Consider the following 19,394-nt stretch of genomic DNA (forward strand, 5'->3'; position numbering starts at 1 on the left):
TGGGACCATGAGGGCATGGCGCGGCTGAATTACGACGAGCTCAACGACACCATCCGCTACACCATGTGGTCGGTCTTCCGGATCGAGCAGGGAACCCTGCCCGAGGACCGGGCCAAGGCCGCGCAGGTGACCCAGGAGTACCTGGACTCGCTGGCGGAAACCGGTGTCGTGGTGCGCGGTGTCTACGACGTGTCCGGCCTGCGTGCCGACGCGGACTTCATGATCTGGTGGCACGCGGAGGAGATCGAGGCCGTGCAGGCCGCCTACACCGGGTTCCGCCGCGAAACCCCGCTCGGCCAGTCCTCCGAGCCGGTGTGGAGCAACGTGGCGCTGCACCGCCCCGCGGAGTTCAACAAGAGCCACATCCCGGCGTTCATGGCCGGTGAGGACCCGAAGAAGTACATCTGCGTGTACCCCTTCGTGCGGTCCTACGAGTGGTACCTGCTGCCCGACGACGAGCGCCGCAAGATGCTCGCCGACCACGGCAAGGAAGCCCGCGACTACCCGGACGTGCGCGCCAACACCGTCGCGTCCTTCGCGCTGGGCGACTACGAGTGGATGCTCGCCTTCGAGGCTGACGAGCTGCACCGCATCGTCGACCTGATGCGCCACCTGCGCGGCACGGAGGCCCGCCTGCACGTCCGCGAGGAGATCCCGTTCTACACCGGGCACCGAGTCGAGGTCGGAGACCTCGTCACCCGGCTTCCCTGAAGGTCGAACTCACCCGTCCCGTTCGGGTGAGCCCAAGACGAATCATGGCGCCACCTGGGCAGATCCTGCCAAGGTGGCGCCATGATCATGTTGTTCGGCTTCGTCAGGCAGCTTTGGAGTTCTGACTGACCAGCTGATGCGCTCGTTGATAGGAGATCCCGAGCACCTCGCCGATCTCGCGCATCGACATCCCTTGGTCGTGCAGGGTCCGGGCTGCACTGCTGAATTCCTCGGCGGCTTGGCCCTGAGCGCGGGACGCCTGTGACCGAAGCTCAGCAGCGCGGTCCAAGCGTTCCTGCACCTCTTCGGGGAGTGAGATGGTGATGTCCAGTTCGATCGACTCGCCCGGATCCCCGGTCATGATCTCGATGAGATCCTGCGCCATCTCGTGAATCTCGCCGAGCTTGCGCGCTTGGGTCCACCGTTCTACGGCTGGAACGTGGATCAACCAGAACTTGCCGTCCCGAGTGACTTGCACTTGGTACGTGGTCATCGTTGCTGCCACCACTTCTTCCCGAGCTCTCGTTGGCACTCCTTGAAGATGACGAGAGCCATGTTTTCGCCGAGTTCTGCGTGTCTCGGGACTGGGATCGTCGTGGACCCGAGGCGATAGATCGTGTGTTGCTTCACGAGATTACGTCTATAGCGGGGTTGACGCAAGCGTCAACCATGGGTAGACAGCTGGATGACCTGCTGCTGGGTGCATGTAGCGCGGTGTGATCGAGCCGGCTGGCGCTTCACGGGAGGTACTCCTCAAGTGGAGTCGACCGGGTGAGCGCAAGACGAACCATGGCGCCACCTGGGCAGACCCTGCCAAGGTGGCGCCATGATCGTTCTTGTTCGGCGGTGGGCGTCCTGGCGACGTTGACCATTCGCGATGTTCCCGATGACGACTGCGAGGCGCTTCGCGCAGATGCGCGGGCCAAGGGGCGGTCGTTCCAGGAGTGCATGCCGGAGAGGGCGATCGAGCTCGCTCGGAAGTCAGCTCTCGACGAGGCGGACGGCGATTGAGTTGATGCAGTAGCGCTGGTCGGTGGGCGTCGCGTAGCCCTCGCCGGTGAAGACGTGGCCGAGGTGACCGTGGCAGGAGGCGCAGAGGACCTCCGTGCGGACCATGCCCATGCTGCGGTCCTCGCGGACGATCACCGCGTCGGAGTCGCTCGGGTCGTAGAACGACGGCCAGCCGCAGTGCGACTCGAACTTGGTCTCGCTGCGGAACAGCTCCGCTTCGCAGCCCCGGCACTCGTAGACGCCGGTGGTCTTGGTGTCGACGTACTCGCCCACCCACGCGGGTTCGGTGGCGGCCTGGCGCAGCACCGCGAACTCGTTCGGGGTGAGCTGCTCCCGCCACTCCTGCTCGCTCTTGGTGACCTTGGGAGTGCCTGCAACCGGATCCATGCTTCCACGCTAATGCGATCGAAGATCGATTGCTAAGCCGCCCGGTCCGATCGAGGCCCAGGCCACGATCAGCCGAAGAAGGCCCCGAGCATGTAGGCCACCGCGTTCCAGACCGTGAACAGCACCCCGAACAGGATCAGCACGACGACGGCCACCGCCACCAGCCTGCGGTGGCCTCCGGTGCGGTTGGCGCTCTGGGCGAACTCGTCCACCCCGCGCAGCATGCCCTCGACCGTGGCCTCCGAGGCCGGCCGGTCCATCCGGGCGCGGTGCTCGGCGAAGGCGCGGACCTCGGGATCGTTCTGATCGAGGTCGTCCAGGTCGCCGAAGCGGGCCGGCTCCTCGGATTCACGGCGCTGCATCGGCACACCGTATCGCCTCATCAGCGGGGAGCGGAATCGCCGAGTTCACCGAATGGAGTGGGGGCCGACCAGGGCAATCGCGCTCGCCGCCGCATGCGGACCGCCTAGGCTGGGAAGAATTCGTCGTGGAGCGCGGGGAGGGTGGCTTTGAGCGAGTCAGCCGCAGTCGAGGACGGCCGGTTCCTGCCGGAGCTGCTGGTCACGCCACCGCAGCGGCACCGCCGCTGGACCGTGCTGCTGCGGATTCTGCTGCTCGTCCCGCACTTCATCGTGCTGTGGGCGCTGGGCATCGCGGCGGCCGTGGTGGTGTTCATCGGCTGGTTCGCCGCGCTGGTCCTGGGCAGGCTCCCCGAGTGGATCTCCGGGTTCCTCATCCTCTACATCTCCTACAGCACGCGGGTCGGAGCCTCCGCGTGGCTGCTGGTCGACCGCTACCCGCCGTTCGTCGTGGGCGACCCGGAGTTCCCGGTCGACGTCGAGATCCGGCCGGGCAGGCTCAACCGCTGGGCGGTGGCGTTCCGGTTCGTCCTGCTGATCCCGGCGGCGATCGTGGCCTCGGTGACCTCGTGGGGATTCGCCGTCCTGGCGTTCTTCCTGTGGCTGATCATCCTGGTCATGGGCCGCAACCCGCGCCCGGTCTTCGACGCCTCGGTGGCCGCCCTGCGCTACTCGATGCGCACCAACGCCTACATCTACCTGCTCACCGGCGCCTACCCGAAGCGCCTGTTCGGCGACGCCCGCGAGGAGGGCGAGGTCGCCGAGGTCCCGGCCGGCACGCGGCCGCTGGTGATGTCCCGGGGCGGGCGGATCCTGCTGATCGTGTTCATCGTGCTCGGCGCTCTCGCGATGGTGGGCAACGGCGCGGTGTCGTCCACGCAGCCGTCCCCGCACGAGTACCAGTACGCCCACCTCGGATGATCGACCAGACGACCTCGTCCGGTCACTGATCGCAGCCGCCGGGTTCCGCTCGTCGGGCGACGTCGGTTCGCTCGTGCAGCGGTGTTCGGGCGGTTGGATCGGCGAGGAACATCGGACGGTGCTGGTATCCAACACCGATCGGAGGTCGGAGATGGTCGGCACCGACGCACCGCACCAGGGCGGTTGCAGCTGCTGCGGCAGCTGCAGCGGTCCTTCCTGTGGCTGCTGCTCCAGCTGCGGCTGAAGCGGCGGTGGCTTGCCCGGGGTGTTGCGGGATCACTCCGGGCAAGCCATGCCTTCGGTGGGCACGACCCCCTGCACCAGGAATCGGCTGATCGCGTCGGTGACGCACGTCGAGCGGGTGATCGCTCCGTGCCCGGCGCCCTGCCAGCGCATCGACACCCCGGTCGGCAGCTCGTCGGCCAGGTGATCGGTGCCCAGCGCCAGCGCTCGCGGATCGTGGGCCGTGGTGATCACCGGGATCGGCGGCAGATCCGCGCGGCGAGGAGTCGGCAGCGGCTGCTGCGGAACCGGCCACGAACCGCACCACACCACGCGCTGCGCCGCGACCCCGCCGAACAGCGGGAAGCGGTTCACCCAGTCCTGCGCGATCTCGCTGCTGCGCTGCGGCGGAACGCGCAACGTCGTGTCGTTGCAGCTGGTGATCAGGTCGCCGTCGAACCACGGCGGGTTCACGCCCTGGGCGGCGACCAGCGGGGCGGTGAGCTCGGCGAGTCGCGTGCCGTCACCGCGGTTGCCCGCCGCCAGCGCATCCGCCAGCGCGGGCCAGCCGTTGCGGTCGGAGAGCCCCCGCAGCACCGCCTGCGTGACCCGGCCCGCCGGCACCGACGTGCCCGGCGCGGGCAGCGGGGCGTTCCGGGTGCGCTCGACCAGGTCGCTGACGGCCTGCCGGGGATTCGGCCCGAGCGGGCAGTTGCGGCTGACGCAGTCGGCGGCGAAGACGTCGAAGGTCTGCTCGGCGGTCTGCGCCTGGTACTCGGCCTGCCCCATCGAGTCGCGCGTCGGATCCGGGGCGCCATCGATCACGAACCGCCCGACCCCGCCCGGGTACCGCTCGGCGTAGGTCGTCAGCAGCCGTCCGGCCTCGCCGCGGCCGATCGCGTGCAGCCTCGGCACGCCCAGTTCCAGGCGGAGTTCTTCCAGGTCGGAGGCGGTGCGCCAGGTGTCGTAGGCCTGCAGTCGCTCGTCGAGCTTGAGCAGGCACTCCTGGCTGGCCGACAGCACCGACTCCAGCAGCCGGTCCAGATCCGCTCGCTGGGTCGCGCGCGGGTCGAAGCCCAGGACCTCCTCGCGCTGCTGCGGAGGAACGCAGTCGGCGGGTTCCGACTCGCCGGTGCCTCGCCGGTCCATGCCGATGATGTCGAAGGTGTTGCGGATCTCCGGCGGCAGCTGCGTGGCCATCCGCGCGGCGAAGGTCGTGCCCGGTTCGCCGCCGACATCGCCCACGACCACCAGCGGGACCCGGCCGGAGCCCGCGCGGATCAGCGAGTTGCGCGCGGTGCCCCGCTCCGGGGCCTCCGGTGCGTCGAGCGTGGAGAGCAGGCGGGAGCAGGAGAACGTCAGGCCGGGCGGCAAGGCTCCCAGCTCAGCGCGGGTCTGGTCGGTGCAGTCCTGCCAGTTCAGCGCGTCGTGGGGAGCGGCGCCCAGCGGCGGCACGGGCCGCGGCTTCGGCGGCTGCGGCGCGGGCGCCACCTGCTGCTCGCTGTCGTGGTAGGCGACCGCGGGGCGCTGGGACGGTCCGACCGAACAACCGGCGACCACCAGCAGCAGCAACGGCAGCAGCGCGGCCCCGGCCCGGTTGATGGTGCGCGGCACAAGAACTCCTAGTCGACCGGCGAACGTGCTACGCAGCATCCCATGATCGACGTGTGACCTCGGTTAGGGGACGTTCCGCCGCGGTCGTCGGCTGGTTCTCCGCGGTCAGCGGATGCCGGAAGCCGAACCCGGCTCCGGATGCGAGAGTCCGGTGCACGGCGTACTCCCGCAGGGTGCGGAGGAGCACCTCCGGCGCTCGTTCGTCGGGTGTTCGCTGGGATAGCGTGCTGGTCGTTGTCGCTTGAGCCGTGAAGGAGCGTTGTGCAGGTCGCCTGGGGGCCGGGAGACGAACGTCGGTGGAGCGCGAGCCGGGTGTCGGCCGCTGCGCTGGGAGCCGTGCCGCCGCCGATGATGGTGCTGGTCGGCGTGGTCAGCGTGCAGGTGGGCGCCGCGTTCGCCAAGCAGCTGTTCAGCGTCGCCGGGGCCTCGGGCGTGGTGCTGCTGCGGCTGGTGTTCGCCGCGCTGATCCTGCTGGCGGTGTTCCGCCCGTCGCTGCGGCTGGACTGGCCGACGCTGCGCGTCGTCGCCGGGTACGGGCTGGTTCTGGCCGGCATGAACATGTGCATCTACCAGGCGTTCGAGCGGATTCCGCTGGGCGCTGCGGTGACCATCGAGTTCCTCGGGCCGCTGACGGTGGCGCTGTTCGGCTCGCACCGCAAGCTCGACGTCGTGTGGGCGCTGCTGGCCGGAACCGGCGTGTTCCTGCTGTCCCGCGTCGAAGGTGGCCTCGACTGGGTCGGTGTCGCGTTCGCGCTGGCCGCGGGTGCCTGCTGGGCCGGGTACATCCTGCTCGGCGCCAAGCTCGGCAGCCGCACGACCGGAACCTCCGGGCTGGCGCTGGCGATGGCCTTCGGCGCCCTGGTGGCGCTGCCCATCGGTGCGTTCGACTCCGGGCCCGCCCTGCTGAGCCCGACGGTGCTGATCATCGGACTGGTGGTCGCGCTGATGTCCTCGGTGGTGCCCTACACGCTCGAGCTCGAAGCGCTCCGCAGGATGCCGGCCCGCGTCTTCGGGATCCTGATGAGCACCGAACCCGCCGTCGCCGCCCTCGCCGGCCTGGTGGTCCTCGGCGAGCTCCTGACCGGTTGGCAGTGGCTGGCCATCTGCTGCGTCGTCATCGCCTCCGTCGGCTCGGTCGCCACCACCCGCACAACCCCCGAGTCCAGCGACCCACCCGCGAACTGACCCGATCGGGCGACAAATTCGAATTTCGCGCGAAATTCGAGATCGCAGCCCGGGCACGGCGCTGAGCTGCGATGACACGCCCGGGTGTGGGGGACTTCGCGACGGTCTTGGGTCAGGGGTTTGGCTTGATCGCGCGGAGGAGGGTCAGGAGCGTGCGGTTGAGGGGGACCGGGATGCCGTGGCGGTCGGCCGCCCGGACGAGGGTTCCGGTGATGTGCTCGTGCTCCAGCGGGAGGCCGGCGATGCGGTCGTAGAGCATCGAGGTGCCGTTGGTCGGAGGCATCTGGGCGGTGTAGTCGGCCAGGACCTTGTCCGCGTCCTGCTGAGTAAGCGAAGCCCCCTCGGCCTGGGCGACCGCGATCGCCTCGGTGAGGATGCCCGCGCAGAGCTCCTGGACCTCGGCGTCGGCGAGCACGTCCAGGCGGCGCAGGGTCAGCGCGGTGATCGGGTTCGGCGCGACGTTGGTGAGCATCTTGCGCCAGGCCGCGGTGTGGAAGTCGTGGGTCTCGCGCAGCTTCAGCGCCGAGCCCGCCAGCATCGACACGAACCGGGAACCGAGATCGCCCGCGGGGACCTGCACGGTGGCCGGCGACCGGCGCACCACGCGGCCGGGACTGGTCCGCTCCGCTCCGACGTAGATCAGCGCGGGCAGCACGGGCGCCTGCAGCCGCAGCTCGGCGACCGACTCGCGGTGCGCGACACCGTTCTGCACGACCACCAGGGGTGTGCGCCCGTCGTCGAGCTCGCGCAGCCAGGGAGCCGTGCTCGGCACGTCGTGGACCTTGGTCGTCAGCACGATCCAGTCGAACCCGCCGACGGCACCGGGATCGGTCGCCACCGACACCGGGACCTCCACGGGCCCCTCGGGCGCGTCCACGACCAGCCGCTCGAACGGCGTGCGCACGCACATCGTCACCTCGTGGCCCGCGGCGTGCGCCGCTTCGGCGATCACCCCGCCGATGCCACCTGAACCGATCACCGCAATCCGCTCTGCCACGGGAGCGGACGTTACCCGCTCGAACGATCCGTGCGGTGCACTGCGCCGAACAGCACCGAGTCGAGGTCGTAGCGCATCGGCTCGTCCAGCTGGGCGTAGTCGCAGGACTCCGGGTCCCGGTCGGGACGCCAGCGCACGAACTGCGTGGTGTGCCGGAACCGGGCCGGATGCCCGCCTTCGGTGTGGTCGTAGGAGACCTCTACGACCCGCTCCGGGCGCAGCGGCACCCACGGCTGCTCGTTGCTGTTCCAGCGGTTCACCGACCCGGGCAGCCGACGCTCGGTCGCGTTCTCGCCGACCCACGGGTGCTCGCCCTCGGTGATCAGCTCGGTGAGCTCCCCGGCCAGCTCGCGCCTGCGCGCGGCGGAGAACGAACCGACGACGCCGACGTGGTGCAGCACCCCGTGCTCGTCGTGCAACCCCAGCTGCAACGACCCGACCGCGGTGCCGGGTTCGGTGTTGGCGTGCCAGCGGAGCCCGGCGACCACGCAGTCGACGGTGCGCGAGTGCTTGATCTTGAGCATCGTCCGCTTGCCCGGCACGTACCGGCCGTCGAGGGGCTTGGCGATGATGCCGTCCAGCCCGGCGCCCTCGAACAGCCGGAACCACTCCTCGGCCAGCTCCGGGTCCTCGGTGGCCGGGGTCGTGCGCAGACCCGGGCGGTCCAGCCCCAGGTCGGCGAGCAGCGAGCGTCGTTCGGACTGGGCCGATCCGGTGAGGTCCTGGTCGTCCAGCGCCAGCAGGTCGAAGGCGATGAAGGTGGCCGGGGTGCGCTCGGCGAGCGCCTTGACCCGGCTGGCCGCGGGGTGGATCCGCTCGCTGAGCAGGTTCCAGTCGAGCTTGTCCCCGTCGGAGTCGTGGTGGATCACCACCAGCTCCCCGTCGAGCACCGCCGGGCGCTCCAGCTGCTGGGCGAGCGTCGCCTGCACTTCGGGGAAGTAGCGCTCCAGCCCGCGCCCGGTGCGCGACTGCAGCAGCACGGGACTGCCGGGATCGACGAAGGCCAGGCAGCGGAAACCGTCCCACTTCGGTTCGAACAGCAGGCCCTCGCGGCGCGGCACGCCGTCGACCGGACTGGCCAGCATCGGTTTCACCGGAGGGTGCAGCGGCAGCACGACGGCCTCCTACTGAACGCGTTGCTTGGGTGCGCGGTCCAGTCGCAGCCTGATGGCCGTGGGCAGCGTCTCCCGCCCCAGCGCCTGGCGGGCGCGGGCGAGGACCTTCTCGTCCAGCTCCTCCCACACGTGCCGGACGTTGGTGCCCTCCTGCAGCGACAGCGTCAGGCGCAGCGACGGCGAGCGGTCGGTGCCGGCCATCCGCACCCGGGCCCGCTTGACGCCCTGAACCTGCTCGGCGTCGGCGCGCACGGCGTCGGACAGCGCCCCGGCCGTCACGTCGAGGTCGCCCGAGTCGGAGCGCTCCAGGCGGAAGTCCGGCCGCTGCTCGGGCCGCAGCGCGCGCACCAGCCACCACAGGCCCAGCACGAACAGCACGAGCCCGGCGATGATGCCGATCACCGCGGCCAGCCGGGAGTGGACCTGCACCCACTGCACCACCAGCGGATCGGCCACCGGCCGCTGCGCGCGGAACACGCCCAGCACCCCGGAACCCACGACGATCGCGGCGGCGCCCACCAGCAGCGACAGCAGGCCCAGCAGGGTCACGGCGCCGCGTTCGAACCCCGCGCCGCGACCGATCGGGGTGCTGCTCGGCTTGATCTCGCTCATCGGCGCTCCTTGGGCGTGGCCAGCGACACCTGCACCTTCGGCGTGCTGGGCAGCGGCAGGTCACCGACGGCGTGCTCGGCGGTCTCGGTCAGCCGCCCTCGCAGGTCACCGGTCTCCCGGAAGCGCGAGGTGGCCTTGACGCGGACCCGCTTCGCGCCGGCGGTGACGGTCGCGCCCGCGACGCCGTCCTGGTCGCGGACCTGGTGGCCGACCAGCCGCGCGAGCGAACGGCGGTCGGTGGTCACGGTGACCTCGGGCGCCGGGTCGTGCAGCCGGATCTCCCCGTGCCCCGCGCTCATCGCGGCGATCAGCAGCACCAGGCCGAGCACGATCAGAGCGCAGGCCACGAGCCGCACCGGCACGTCGTTCCACGAGAACCCGGCCAGCGCATCGCGCACCGCGGCCGGGCCGAGGATCAGGCCGCGGCCGCCCGGCCGGATCAGCGACCACACCGACTCGATGGTCAGCAGCGCTCCGGCGGCGGCGAGGACGATGCCGGCCACAGCGGTGATCAGTCGTACGAACAGGCGCATCGCTCACTCCACCCGGGGTGCCGCGGCCGGTGGAACCAGCCCGGACACGGTCACGTCGATGCTGCGCACCGTGCAGCCCGCGATGCGGGACAGCTCGGCCTCGACCCGCTCGCGCATCGAGGCGACGGTGTCGCGCACCGGGTTCGGGTAGCGCAGCGCCACGGTCAGCCGGACCCGCAACGCGTCGTCCGGGCCGCTGATCTCGGCACCGGCGGCGTGCTTGCGGCCGCTGCGCGCGCTGCCCGGGTCGACGTCGGCGGCGTGCTCGGCGATCTTGCGCAGCACCGAGCGGTTGATGTGCAGGTCGCCGCGCTCCTCCAGCGCTTCGTCGGAGGCGGACTCCTCCGGCTTGGTCGCGGCTGCGGTCATCGACGGTCCTTGGAGCGGCCGAGCAGATCGCCGACCTCCAGCTCGCCGTCGAGGATCCGGCCGATGACCAGCCCCACCACACCGATCAGCAAGGCGATCAGGAACCCGCTGAACCCGCCGACCGCCGCGGCGGTGCCGAGGATCAGCCCGGCGATCAGTCCGGTCTGCGTCGCATTCATCTCCGATGCCTCCTGTGAAGAAACGGGCTGTTGCACGAACGGGTCATCGAACGCGGGGAGGTGCGTGGCGGCGCCGCCAGCGGCATCGGAGGCGGTGCAGCAGGCCCCGGACTCCGCTCGGCCTGGTCTCCACCACGATCGGCGCGTCGAACCGAGGATCGGCGGTCCTGCCGCGCAGCCGAGCGAGCCCGGCGGCGAACGCCTCCGGGTCCCCTCCCACGTCCGGGTGATTCGCCCGGATGAACGCGCGGATCTCGGCGCGCGTCGCCGGATCGTGCGGCACGTCCACCATTCTGCGCCTCCAGGCGGGACCGGCCACTCATGCCGGTTCCGGCGGATCCTCGGCGGTTTCCACGTCGGACACGTAGATGTCCACCCGGGTTTCGCCCAGCGTCCCGGCCAGCGAGTCGCGCAGTTCGGCGATGGTCGTGCCGACCGGCTGGTCGAGGCGCACCACCACGCCGATCTCCACGCCCCCGTCCTCGGGCATCCGCACGCCGGTGATGCGGTGGCCGGGGAAGTAGGACGTGATCTCCCCGAACGCGCCGCCGGCCAGCCGCGCCACCGACGGGTGCGCCAGCACCTTCTCGGCGAGCTCACTGGCGGATGGCTGCTCCGGCAACTGGGCCTCCTAAGACCTGTTGAGGAGTTGCTTTGCGTGGCGGTGCGGGTAGCGGAACCTGACCGCCTCCGTGGTCTCCGTGCGCCGCTCCTTGAGTATGTCAATACGCGGCGTCCCGGCGTACTCGCCACGAAGGCGCTGGCGAACCCGCGGCGGTGCGAGTGCCTCGGATGGCGGAAGAGGATGCGGCTGCGCCGCATTCTTGAACAGCTCCCAGGCGATTTCGGACCGACGATGTCACTCGACGCGCGACTGCGCCTGCTGCGGCGCTTCCTCCTCGTCGTCGCTGGGGAGGTGGATGTCGTTGACGACGATGTTGACCTCGATGACGTCGAGACCGGTCATCCGCTCCACGGCGGTGATCACGTTGCGCCGCACCGCGCGCGAGAGGTCCACGATGGACGCGCCGTACTCGACGACCAGGTCGAGGTCCACCGCGGTCTGCTTCTCGCCGACCTCCACCTGCACGCCCGAGGTGGAGGAAGTGCCGCTGCCGCCGGGGATCCGGTCGCGCAGCGCGCCGAAGGCGCGGGAGACGCCGCCGCCCATCGCGTGGACGCCGGAGACCTCGCGGGCCGCCATGCCCGCGATCTTCTGCACGACCGACGCCGCGATGGTCGTCTTGCCCTGCGAGCCCTCGTCGGCGGTGCGCGCGGGCGATCCGCCGCTGCGCGTGTCCGGGATGCGCCGCTCGCTGCTCTGAGCCCCCGTCTGCTGGGTGGCTTGGCCGGACGACGTGTCGCTGTTCTGGGCCATGGAAATCCAGCTCCTTCCCGGTACGCCGAGGAATGTCGGCGAGGTGTGGCGCGAGTGAGTGGCCGCACCTGGTCCGAAGGGTGTCCCAGATGCGATCGCGGCACCATTCGGGTGCCTCGGGTGACAGCGTCGGCGGTTCGCCACATCCGTCACTCCCGCATTCTTCCGTAACGCAGGAACAGCAGCGAATCCGAGTGCAGCACCGACTCCAGGCGCATCCGGTGCGGCGGCTCCACGCCGCTGCCTTCCGCGATCCGACCGGCGTCCCCACTGGTCAGCATGGGGGACAGGGTCAGGCAGAGCTCGTCGACCAAGTCGGCGTCGACGAGGCCGCCGAACAGCTGCGGCCCGCCTTCGCAGCCGATCCGGCGAAGCCCCCGCCGATCCAGCGCGTCGAGCGCGGCGGCGAGGTCCACCCGGTCGGCGCCCGCGATCACCACGTCGGCACCGGCCTCGGCGAGCGCGACCCGCCGCTGCGCGGGCGCCGACTCGCAGGTGAGCACGATCGGCGGCACCAGCGTGTCGGTCAGCAGCGGCGAGTCCAGCGGCAGGGCGGCGCGCGCGGTGACCAGAGCGATCGGTGGTACCTCGGACAGGCACAGGCGGGTGCGGCGCTCGGTGCGGACCGCGTTGCGCTTCACACCCCGGTACCCCTCGGCGACGGCGGTGCCCGCGCCGACCAGGATCACGTCGGAGAGATCGCGGATCAGGCTCAACACCTGGCGGTCCACCGGATCCGACAGCGGCCGGGAGCTGCCCCCGGAGGTGACCGCACCGTCCAGGCTCGACACGAAGTTCACCCGCACCCACGGGCGGTGGAGGGTCTCGGGGTAGGCGTAGTGCGCCTCCAGGCGCTCGTCCGCTTCTGGTGCGCCGTCCACCGGCCAGAGCTCATCGACCACAGATCCATCCCACCACGGGTGACGAGTGGCACGTGACGTCAGGACCTGGCTCAGCGGTGTCCGGTTATAGAGTCGGTCGCATGAATTTCGCCCGTCTGGTCGACCGCCGTCCAGAGATCACCCCGGACGAGCTGGTCCAGGCGATGACGCCGCCGCCCCGCTTCGAGGCGGCGCGCTTCGAGACCTACATCCCCAATCCGGACGAGCCCAGCCAGGCGCAGGCCGTGCGGGACTGCGCGGCGTTCGCGGAGCGGATCAACGCCTCCGCCGGCGGTGGTGGCGGCTGGTTGCGCGGGATGTTCGGCGGCAAGAAGAAGACCGACGGCGACAAGCGCGGGCTCTACCTCGACGGCGGGTTCGGCGTCGGCAAGACCCACCTGCTGGCCTCGTTGTGGCACGCCACCGAGGGCACCAAGTCCTACGGCACCTTCGTCGAGATCACCAACCTCGTGGGCACTCTCGGGTTCGCCGCGACCGTCGAGCGGCTCTCGCAGCACCGGCTGCTGGCCATCGACGAGTTCGAGCTGGACGACCCGGGTGACACGATGCTGGTCACGCAGCTGATCGCGAAGCTCACCGACGCCGGTGTGCACGTGGCGGCCACGTCCAACACGCTGCCGGACAAGCTGGGCGAGGGCCGGTTCGCCGCGGCGGACTTCCTGCGCGAGATCCACGCGATGTCGGCCCGGTTCGGCGTGGTGCGGGTCGACGGGCCGGACTACCGGCACCGCGGTCTGCCGGACGCGCCGCCGCCGATGGCCGATGACGAGCTGTCCCGGCTGGCGGAGGCCACCGACGGGTCGACGTTCGACGACTTCGACGCGCTCTGCGGTTTCCTCGCCGGTCTGCACGCCTCGAAGTACGGCAGGCTCGTCGACGACATCACCGCCGTGCACCTCTCGGGCGTGCACGCGGCCCCGGACCAGGACGTGGCGCTGCGCCTGGTGGCGCTGGCGGACCGCCTCTACGACCGGGCCATCCCGGTCCGCGTCTCGGGCGCGCCGCTGTCGGGCCTGTTCACCGAGGAGATGCTGCAGGGCGGCTACCGCAAGAAGTACCTGCGGGCGATCAGCCGCCTCACCGCTCTGTCCCGGGACCTCACCAAGTCCTGAACCGCGGTCAGCAGTTCCGGTCCGAACTGCTGGACGGTTCGGACCGGAACTGACCGGCGGCTACTTCGCGAGGACCTCGGCGATGGCGTCGATGCCGGTGTCGAGCTCGTCCCGCGTGATCGTCAGCGGCGGGGCGATGCGCAGCGTCGTGTCCTGCGTTTCCTTGCACAGCACGCCCTTGGCCATCAGCGCCTCGCTGGCCTCGCGACCCGCCGGGCCGCCGGGCGCGATCTCCACGCCCGCCCACAGGCCCCGGCCGCGCACCTGCGCCACGCCGTTGCCGATCAGGTCGCCGAGGCGCGCGTGCAGGTGAGCGCCCAGGTCGCGGGAGCGCTCCTGGAACTCGCCGGTGCTCAGCAGTCGGATCACCGCGCGGCCCACGGCCGCCGCCAGCGGGTTCCCGCCGAAGGTCGAACCGTGCTGACCGGGCTGGAGCACGCCGATGACGTCGTCGCGGCCCACCACCGCCGACACCGGCAGGATGCCGCCGCCCAGCGCCTTGCCCAGCGTGTAGAGGTCGGCGCGGACGCCGTCGTGGGCGCTGGCCAGCAGCTCACCGGTGCGGGCGAGGCCGGACTGGATCTCGTCGCAGATGAGCAGCGCGCCGTGCTCGTCGCACAGCCGCCGCAGCCGGGGCAGGTAGTCGGCCGGCGGCACGACCACGCCTGCCTCGCCCTGGATGGGCTCGACCAGCACCGCTGCGGTCCGTTCGCTGATCGCGGCCTCGACCGAGGCGGCGTCGCCGTAGTCGGTGACGGTGAAGCCCGGCGTGTAGGGGCCGAACTCGGCGCGCGCCTCCGGATCGGTGGAGAAGGAGACGATGGTCGTGGTGCGGCCGTGGAAGTTGGAGCCGGCCACGATGATCTCGGCCTGGTTCTCCGGTACGCCCTTGACCTGGTAGGCCCACTTGCGGGCGATCTTGATCGCCGACTCGACCGCCTCGGCACCGGAGTTCATCGGCAGCACCCGGTCGGTGCCGGTGAGCTCGGCGAGCTCGCGGCAGAACGGCCCCAGCTGGTCGTGGTGGAACGCGCGGCTGGTCAGCGTGAGCTTGCCGAGCTGCTCGGTCGCGGCGGCGATCAGATCGGGGTGCCGGTGCCCGAAGTTCAGGGCCGAGTAGCCGGCGAGGAAGTCCAGGTAGCGCCGTCCGTCCACATCGGTCATCCAGGCGCCGTCGGCCTCGGCGATCACGACCGGGAGCGGGTGGTAGTTGTGCGCGCTGTAGCGCTCGTCGAGCGCCAGGAACTCTCCGGCGCGGGACTCGGTGTCGAGGTGGTGGGCGGTAGCCATGAGCACAAGGCTATGTCGACGGTCCAGTGGATTTCAGTCGTCAAGCCTTGCTTGTTGCGTCGCTTCGTTGCGTAGATTCGAGTGAATGCGAAGCTTCGTTGTGGGATCTCGGCTTCAGAGCATGCGTGAGTCGTAGCGCCCGCGGGCGTACTGCTCCAGGGCCCCGCGCAACCGCCGGGCCTCCTGCCGCCGGGAGATGAAGCCGCCGGTCGCGCCGACCGGGTAGATCCGCGCGCCGCCGTGGTAGCGCCGGACCCGGTGCCACGCCGACGAGCGCGGTGCCGAACCGTCGGCCAACCACACCGCCAGGGACGTCGACTTGCCCTTGCCGACCACGCCGACCCGGGACACCTGCTGCCACGGGATCTCACGGGTGAGGCCCATCCGGTGGACCACGACGCCGTCGGAGTTGACCTTCAACCGAAGGCTCGGCGCCAGCATCCGGCCGCACGACCAGACCGCGCCGAACAGCAGCAGCAGCGCACCGATCCGGAAGACCGCCAGCCGGTCCGGGTTCATGGACACGGACCCGTGGGTGAACGGGATGTCCATGTGGTCGGAGAGGTAGAACGCCGCGACCAGCAGCAGGGCGAAGACCGCGGTCCACATCGCCGCGGACGCCCGTCCCCGGGTGCGGAACTCCGGGCCCGGCCCGTCCCGTCGCACGCGGGGTGCGCGCTGCTGCTGCGCCTGCGTCTGGCGCTTCTGCGGCGGGGACGGGACGATCTTGTCGCGCATCTGCGGTGCGGGCGCGGCCGCCGGTTGCGCGGGCGCGGCGACCGGGGGCGCCTGGGTGTAGGCCTGGGTGACCGGCCTGGGCGCTGCGTGCGGGGCCGCGGGAACCGGCTGCGGCGGGGGAGTGTCCGGGACCTGGACCGTGCGCTGCAGCTCGGTCGAGTGCTGCGCGATCACCGCGGTGATCGTCGGCGGCAGCCAGCTGCTGCCCTGCGGGCTGGTCTCGCCGATCCGGTCCAGCATCTGCGCCGGGGTCGGGCGGGCCGCCGGGTCCTTGTGCAGGCACTCGGCGAGCAGCGGCCGCAGGCCTTCCGGCACCTTCTCCAGGTCCGGCTCTGCGTGCGCGACCTTGTACAGCAGGGAGGCGGTGCTCTCCTCGCCGAACGGTCCGGAGCCGACGGCGGCGAACACGAGCACCGCGCCGAGGGAGAACACGTCGCTGGGCGGACCCACTTCGCTGCCGAGCGTCTGCTCGGGCGAGAAGAACCCGGGGGTGCCCAGGAAGATGCCGGTCGCGGTCAGCGAGTGGCCGGTCATCGCCCGGGAGATCCCGAAGTCGATGACGCGCGGGCCGTCCGGGCCCAGCAGGACGTTGGCCGGTTTGAGATCGCGGTGCACCAGCTCGGCCTTGTGGATGGCCACCAGCGCCTCGGCCAGCCCGGCGCCCAGGCTGCGCACGGTGGCCTCGGGCAGCGGGCCGTGATCGGCGACGGCCTGGTGCAGCGTCGGTCCGGGCACGTACTCGGTGGCCAGCCAGGGCTGTTCGGCGTCCGGGTCGGCGTTGACGACGGCGGCGGTCCAGAACCCGCCGACCGCGTGGGCCGCGTCGGCCTCGCGCCGGAAACGTTCGCGGAACTCCGGGTCCTCGGCGAGGTCGGCGCGGATGACCTTGACGGCGACCACGCGGCCACCGCGCGACCGGCCGAGGTAGACCCCGCCCATCGCGCCGCGGCCCAGACGTGCCAGCAGCCGGTAGTCGCCGACCCTGGTCGGATCACTGGTCAGCAACGGCTGCACGGCGTCCTCGCCCCCTAGATCATCGGTCGTCGCGTGCGTTGTCCCGACAGAAAGCTTACGTAACCTCCGCTTCCTCGTCCGGCGGTCGCTCGAATTCGCACCGCCGAGCCGGTCCGGTAATCGGTTACTTGGCTTCGTTCCAGCTCTTTCACGATGAGCCGCGCTGTGGGTATGATCCGGCGCACCGTGACCTGGAGCACGCTCGCAGCGGATCGAGGGAGGCACGCCGTGACAGCCAGCGGACAACGCCCGGCAGTGGCGCTGCGCGGCGTCGGCAAGCGGTTCCCCGGGGTGGTGGCCGTCGACCGCGTCACTCTGGAGATCGCACCGGGCGAAGTGCACGTCTTCGCAGGTGAGAACGGTGCGGGCAAGTCGACGCTGATGAAGATGATCGCTCAGATCGAGCAGCCCAGCAGCGGTCACATCGAACTGGACGGAGCGCGGGTCACTTACCAGGGGCCCGGTTCGGCGCGGCGGCTCGGCGTGTCCATGGTGCACCAGGAGTTCGCCCTCGCCCCGGACCTGTCGGTCGCTGAGAACCTCTTCATCGGGCACGAACCCGGCCGGGGCGGCTGGATCTCCCGCAACGCCGAGCGCCGGGCCGCGCGCGAACTGCTCGCCCGCGTCGGCCTGGACGTCGACCCCGGTCGTCGCGTGTCGCTGCTGTCCACAGCGGAGCAGCAGCGGGTCGAGCTCGCCAAAGCCCTGGCGGTGCAGGCGAAAGTGCTCATCCTCGACGAGCCGACCGCGAGCCTGACCGAGCGCGAGGCCGAGGAGCTGTTCGGCATCGTCCGCGAGCTCACCGCCCAGGGCATCGCGGTCCTCTACATCTCGCACCGGCTGGACGAGATCTTCGAGATCGGCGACCGGGTCACCGTGATGCGCGACGGGGCCGTTGTGGACACCGGCCCGGTCGACGGGCTGGACGAGGCGCGGCTGGTGCAGCTGATGGTGGGCCGCGACGTCTCCAACCTCTACCCGCGCACCCACCAGCCGCCCGGCGAGGTGCGGTTGAAGGTCGACGGGCTCACCCGGGGCGAGCAGGTCCGCGACGTGTCCTTCGAGGTCCGCGCGGGGGAGATCGTCGGGTTGGCCGGTCTGGTCGGCGCCGGGCGCACGGAGCTGGCCCGCGCGGTCTTCGGCGCCGAACCGCCCGAACGCGGAACGATCACAATGGACGGTCGCAAGCTGCGCATCCGCGGCCCGGCCGACGCCATCGCCGCCGGGATCGGCTACCTCACCGAGAGCCGCAAGACCGACGGCCTGGCGATGCAGCTGGGCGTGGACAAGAACATCACGATGGCCAAGCTGCCGATGCTGCGCTACGGGCTCATCGACCTGCAGGGCGAACGGCGCATCGCCGAGCGCCAGCGCGATTCGCTGCGCATCCGCGTCCCGCGCGTGGGCCGGCACGCGCAGACGCTCTCCGGCGGCAACCAGCAGAAGGTGGTGCTGGCGCGCTGGTTGGAGACCGGCGCCGACGTGCTGTTCTTCGACGAGCCGGGCCGGGGCATGGACGTCGGTGCCAAGTCGGAGATGTTCCAGCAGCTGGATTCCCTCGCGGAGCGGGGAAAAGCGGTCGTGCTGATCTCCAGCTACCTGCCGGAGCTGCTGAACATGTGCGACCGGATCCTGGTGATGCGCGGTGGCCGGATCACCGGCGAGGTCCAGCGGACCGAGTTCTCCGAAGAACGCGTCGTCGCACTCGCGACCGGAGCGAAGGGCAACCATGACTGAGCAGACCAAGGCACCGTCCAATGGGGACCGCGGCCTGCTGGGCGGGCTGAGCGACCGGCTCTCCGGCGCGGTCTCCCAGGTCGCGGCGGCCGGCGCGCTGATCGTCGTGTTCATCCTGCTGTCGATCGTCGCGCCGTCCTTCCTCACCGCCGACAACCTGTTCAACCTCGGGTCGCAGACCTCGGTGAACGCGGTGATGGCGGTGGGCGTGACGCTGGTGATCATCACCGGCGGGATCGACCTGTCGGTGGGCTCGGTGGCCGCGCTCTCCGGTGTGATCGGTGTGCTGCTGATGGCCGAGTACGGGTTCAACCCGCTGCTGGGCGTCGTCGGCGGGCTCGTCGTGGGTGCGCTGGCGGGGTTGGTCAACGGCCTGCTGGTGTCGGTGGTGGGACTGCCGCCGTTCATCGCCACGCTGGGCATGCTCAGCGTGGGACGTGGTTTGGTGCTGATCGCCACCGGTGCGGTCGCGGTGTTCGGCGCGCCGGACTCGTTCCGGCTGCTCGGGCAGGGCGTCATCGGGATCCTGCCGATCCCGGTGCTGCTCATCATCGTGGTGGCCTTGCTCGGGTACGTGGTGCTCACCCGCACTCGGCTCGGCCGCTACGCGTACGTGATGGGTTCCAACATGGAGGCCGCGCGGCTGTCCGGCGTCCCGGTCAAGCGCTACATCACCTCGGTGTACGTGCTCTCCGGTGCGCTGGCGGGGCTCGGCGGCATGATCGCGGCGTCGCGGATCAACTCCGGCCAGCCGAACTTCGGCGAGGGCCTGGAGCTGGACGTGATCGCGGCGGTCGTCATCGGCGGCGCCAGCCTCTTCGGCGGCCGCGGCACCGTGCTCGGTTCGCTGATCGGGGCCTTCCTGGTCGCGGTCATCCGCAACGGCGCGGTGCAGCTCAACATCGGCACCTTCTACCAAAACGTGCTGATCGGCGTGATCATCTGGCTGGCCGTCTGGTGGGACTACTACCAGCGCCGCAAGCTCGGCGGCGACGTCGGATAGCCACT

23 protein-coding genes are annotated in these 19,394 nt (G+C 70.8%); 7 read left to right on the plus strand and 16 right to left on the minus strand.

Features of this window, described 5'->3' with window-relative positions:
- Window positions 1-15 precede the first annotated feature (15 nt).
- Window positions 16-711 (plus strand): hydrogen peroxide-dependent heme synthase, encoded by a 696-nt coding sequence (gene hemQ, locus E1181_RS04795; protein WP_132672654.1) that lies wholly within the window; start codon window positions 16-18, stop codon window positions 709-711.
- Window positions 712-814: 103 nt separating this feature from the next.
- On the opposite strand, the gene E1181_RS04800 is transcribed toward hemQ, so the two are convergent.
- Window positions 815-1,204, minus strand: a complete 390-nt coding sequence (locus tag E1181_RS04800) for a hypothetical protein (RefSeq protein WP_132672655.1) — start codon at window positions 1,202-1,204, stop codon at window positions 815-817.
- A 296-nt stretch (window positions 1,205-1,500) separates the two neighbouring features.
- On the opposite strand from E1181_RS04800, the gene E1181_RS32835 reads away from it, so the two are divergent.
- Window positions 1,501-1,722 carry a FitA-like ribbon-helix-helix domain-containing protein gene (locus E1181_RS32835; RefSeq protein ID WP_408009213.1) on the plus strand — a complete coding sequence of 74 codons (222 nt, stop codon included), beginning with the start codon at window positions 1,501-1,503 and terminating at the stop codon, window positions 1,720-1,722.
- Here the strand turns inward: E1181_RS32835 and msrB are convergent.
- Both msrB and E1181_RS04810 read right to left on the minus strand, forming a co-directional pair.
- Window positions 1,693-2,109, minus strand: coding sequence for a peptide-methionine (R)-S-oxide reductase MsrB (msrB, locus tag E1181_RS04805; protein ID WP_132672656.1), 417 nt, complete (start codon window positions 2,107-2,109; stop codon window positions 1,693-1,695). The genes E1181_RS32835 and msrB overlap by 30 nt on opposite strands.
- Before the next feature lie 68 nt (window positions 2,110-2,177).
- Entirely contained in the window at window positions 2,178-2,471 is a 294-nt protein-coding gene (locus E1181_RS04810) for a hypothetical protein (RefSeq protein WP_132672657.1), read from the minus strand.
- Window positions 2,472-2,618: 147 nt separating this feature from the next.
- Here E1181_RS04810 and E1181_RS04815 point away from each other — a divergent pair, with 147 nt between their 5' ends.
- A complete protein-coding gene (locus E1181_RS04815) occupies window positions 2,619-3,389 on the plus strand; it encodes a DUF4389 domain-containing protein (protein WP_132672658.1) in 771 nt (256 codons plus the stop codon).
- A gap of 276 nt (window positions 3,390-3,665) precedes the next feature.
- Here the strand turns inward: E1181_RS04815 and E1181_RS04820 are convergent, their stop codons facing one another.
- Window positions 3,666-5,225 carry an alpha/beta fold hydrolase gene (locus E1181_RS04820; RefSeq protein WP_132672659.1) on the minus strand — a complete coding sequence of 520 codons (1,560 nt, stop codon included), beginning with the start codon at window positions 5,223-5,225 and terminating at the stop codon, window positions 3,666-3,668.
- Between the two features lie 261 nt (window positions 5,226-5,486).
- Between E1181_RS04820 and E1181_RS04825 the strand changes: the two genes are divergently transcribed.
- Complete coding sequence (locus tag E1181_RS04825; RefSeq protein WP_235876230.1) at window positions 5,487-6,410, plus strand: EamA family transporter; 924 nt, start codon at window positions 5,487-5,489, stop codon at window positions 6,408-6,410.
- 112 nt (window positions 6,411-6,522) lie between these two features.
- Here E1181_RS04825 and E1181_RS04830 read toward each other — a convergent pair whose 3' ends face one another.
- From E1181_RS04830 to E1181_RS04875, 10 genes are all read right to left on the minus strand, one after another.
- Window positions 6,523-7,407, minus strand: a complete 885-nt coding sequence (locus tag E1181_RS04830) for a 2-dehydropantoate 2-reductase (RefSeq protein WP_235876241.1) — start codon at window positions 7,405-7,407, stop codon at window positions 6,523-6,525.
- An 11-nt stretch (window positions 7,408-7,418) separates the two neighbouring features.
- Window positions 7,419-8,522: an ATP-dependent DNA ligase gene (locus tag E1181_RS04835; protein ID WP_132672660.1), complete on the minus strand. Its 1,104-nt coding sequence runs from the start codon at window positions 8,520-8,522 to the stop codon at window positions 7,419-7,421.
- 9 nt (window positions 8,523-8,531) lie between these two features.
- Window positions 8,532-9,134, minus strand: a complete 603-nt coding sequence (gene amaP / locus E1181_RS04840) for an alkaline shock response membrane anchor protein AmaP (RefSeq protein WP_132672661.1) — start codon at window positions 9,132-9,134, stop codon at window positions 8,532-8,534.
- A complete protein-coding gene (locus E1181_RS04845; RefSeq protein WP_132672662.1) occupies window positions 9,131-9,667 on the minus strand; it encodes a DUF6286 domain-containing protein in 537 nt (178 codons plus the stop codon). The genes amaP and E1181_RS04845 overlap by 4 nt, the downstream gene beginning before the upstream one ends.
- 3 nt (window positions 9,668-9,670) lie before the next feature.
- Complete coding sequence (locus E1181_RS04850) at window positions 9,671-10,036, minus strand: Asp23/Gls24 family envelope stress response protein (protein ID WP_132672663.1); 366 nt, start codon at window positions 10,034-10,036, stop codon at window positions 9,671-9,673.
- Window positions 10,033-10,215: a hypothetical protein gene (locus E1181_RS04855; RefSeq protein WP_132672664.1), complete on the minus strand. Its 183-nt coding sequence runs from the start codon at window positions 10,213-10,215 to the stop codon at window positions 10,033-10,035. Before E1181_RS04855 ends, E1181_RS04850 begins: the two co-directional genes overlap by 4 nt.
- Window positions 10,216-10,258: 43 nt before the next feature.
- Window positions 10,259-10,507, minus strand: a complete 249-nt coding sequence (locus E1181_RS04860; protein ID WP_132672665.1) for a hypothetical protein — start codon at window positions 10,505-10,507, stop codon at window positions 10,259-10,261.
- A 27-nt stretch (window positions 10,508-10,534) separates the two neighbouring features.
- Window positions 10,535-10,837 (minus strand): hypothetical protein, encoded by a 303-nt coding sequence (locus E1181_RS04865; RefSeq protein WP_132672666.1) that lies wholly within the window; start codon window positions 10,835-10,837, stop codon window positions 10,535-10,537.
- A 237-nt stretch (window positions 10,838-11,074) separates the two neighbouring features.
- A complete protein-coding gene (locus E1181_RS04870) occupies window positions 11,075-11,593 on the minus strand; it encodes an Asp23/Gls24 family envelope stress response protein (RefSeq protein WP_132672667.1) in 519 nt (172 codons plus the stop codon).
- Between the two features lie 149 nt (window positions 11,594-11,742).
- Window positions 11,743-12,495, minus strand: a complete 753-nt coding sequence (locus E1181_RS04875; RefSeq protein WP_132672668.1) for a pyrimidine reductase family protein — start codon at window positions 12,493-12,495, stop codon at window positions 11,743-11,745.
- Window positions 12,496-12,575: 80 nt separating this feature from the next.
- On the opposite strand from E1181_RS04875, the gene zapE reads away from it, so the two are divergent.
- On the plus strand, window positions 12,576-13,607 hold the full coding sequence (gene zapE, locus E1181_RS04880) for a cell division protein ZapE (protein ID WP_132672669.1): 1,032 nt from the start codon (window positions 12,576-12,578) through the stop codon (window positions 13,605-13,607).
- Between the two features lie 60 nt (window positions 13,608-13,667).
- Here zapE and rocD read toward each other — a convergent pair whose 3' ends face one another.
- Both rocD and E1181_RS04890 read right to left on the minus strand, forming a co-directional pair.
- Complete coding sequence (rocD, locus tag E1181_RS04885) at window positions 13,668-14,897, minus strand: ornithine--oxo-acid transaminase (protein ID WP_132672670.1); 1,230 nt, start codon at window positions 14,895-14,897, stop codon at window positions 13,668-13,670.
- Between the two features lie 114 nt (window positions 14,898-15,011).
- On the minus strand, window positions 15,012-16,649 hold the full coding sequence (locus E1181_RS04890) for a serine/threonine-protein kinase (protein ID WP_132672671.1): 1,638 nt from the start codon (window positions 16,647-16,649) through the stop codon (window positions 15,012-15,014).
- Window positions 16,650-16,877: 228 nt separating this feature from the next.
- Here E1181_RS04890 and E1181_RS04895 point away from each other — a divergent pair, with 228 nt between their 5' ends.
- Entirely contained in the window at window positions 16,878-18,386 is a 1,509-nt protein-coding gene (locus E1181_RS04895; protein WP_235876243.1) for a sugar ABC transporter ATP-binding protein, read from the plus strand.
- On the plus strand, window positions 18,379-19,389 hold the full coding sequence (locus tag E1181_RS04900) for an ABC transporter permease (protein WP_132672673.1): 1,011 nt from the start codon (window positions 18,379-18,381) through the stop codon (window positions 19,387-19,389). Before E1181_RS04895 ends, E1181_RS04900 begins: the two co-directional genes overlap by 8 nt.
- Window positions 19,390-19,394 lie beyond the last annotated feature (5 nt).

This window comes from Saccharopolyspora terrae, from assembly GCF_004348435.1.
Lineage (GTDB): Bacteria > Actinomycetota > Actinomycetes > Mycobacteriales > Pseudonocardiaceae > Saccharopolyspora > Saccharopolyspora endophytica.

Coding starts and splice junctions, on each gene's coding strand:
- hemQ (WP_132672654.1), top strand. CDS start 16: ATGGCGCGGCTGAATTACGACGAGCTCAACGACACCATCCGCTACACC.
- E1181_RS04800 (WP_132672655.1), bottom strand. CDS start 1,204: ATGACCACGTACCAAGTGCAAGTCACTCGGGACGGCAAGTTCTGGTTG.
- E1181_RS32835 (WP_408009213.1), top strand. CDS start 1,501: ATGGCGCCACCTGGGCAGACCCTGCCAAGGTGGCGCCATGATCGTTCT.
- msrB (WP_132672656.1), bottom strand. CDS start 2,109: ATGGATCCGGTTGCAGGCACTCCCAAGGTCACCAAGAGCGAGCAGGAG.
- E1181_RS04810 (WP_132672657.1), bottom strand. CDS start 2,471: ATGCAGCGCCGTGAATCCGAGGAGCCGGCCCGCTTCGGCGACCTGGAC.
- amaP (WP_132672661.1), bottom strand. CDS start 9,134: ATGAGCGAGATCAAGCCGAGCAGCACCCCGATCGGTCGCGGCGCGGGG.
- E1181_RS04845 (WP_132672662.1), bottom strand. CDS start 9,667: ATGCGCCTGTTCGTACGACTGATCACCGCTGTGGCCGGCATCGTCCTC.
- E1181_RS04850 (WP_132672663.1), bottom strand. CDS start 10,036: ATGACCGCAGCCGCGACCAAGCCGGAGGAGTCCGCCTCCGACGAAGCG.
- E1181_RS04855 (WP_132672664.1), bottom strand. CDS start 10,215: ATGAATGCGACGCAGACCGGACTGATCGCCGGGCTGATCCTCGGCACC.
- E1181_RS04860 (WP_132672665.1), bottom strand. CDS start 10,507: ATGGTGGACGTGCCGCACGATCCGGCGACGCGCGCCGAGATCCGCGCG.
- E1181_RS04870 (WP_132672667.1), bottom strand. CDS start 11,593: ATGGCCCAGAACAGCGACACGTCGTCCGGCCAAGCCACCCAGCAGACG.
- zapE (WP_132672669.1), top strand. CDS start 12,576: ATGAATTTCGCCCGTCTGGTCGACCGCCGTCCAGAGATCACCCCGGAC.
- rocD (WP_132672670.1), bottom strand. CDS start 14,897: ATGGCTACCGCCCACCACCTCGACACCGAGTCCCGCGCCGGAGAGTTC.
- E1181_RS04900 (WP_132672673.1), top strand. CDS start 18,379: ATGACTGAGCAGACCAAGGCACCGTCCAATGGGGACCGCGGCCTGCTG.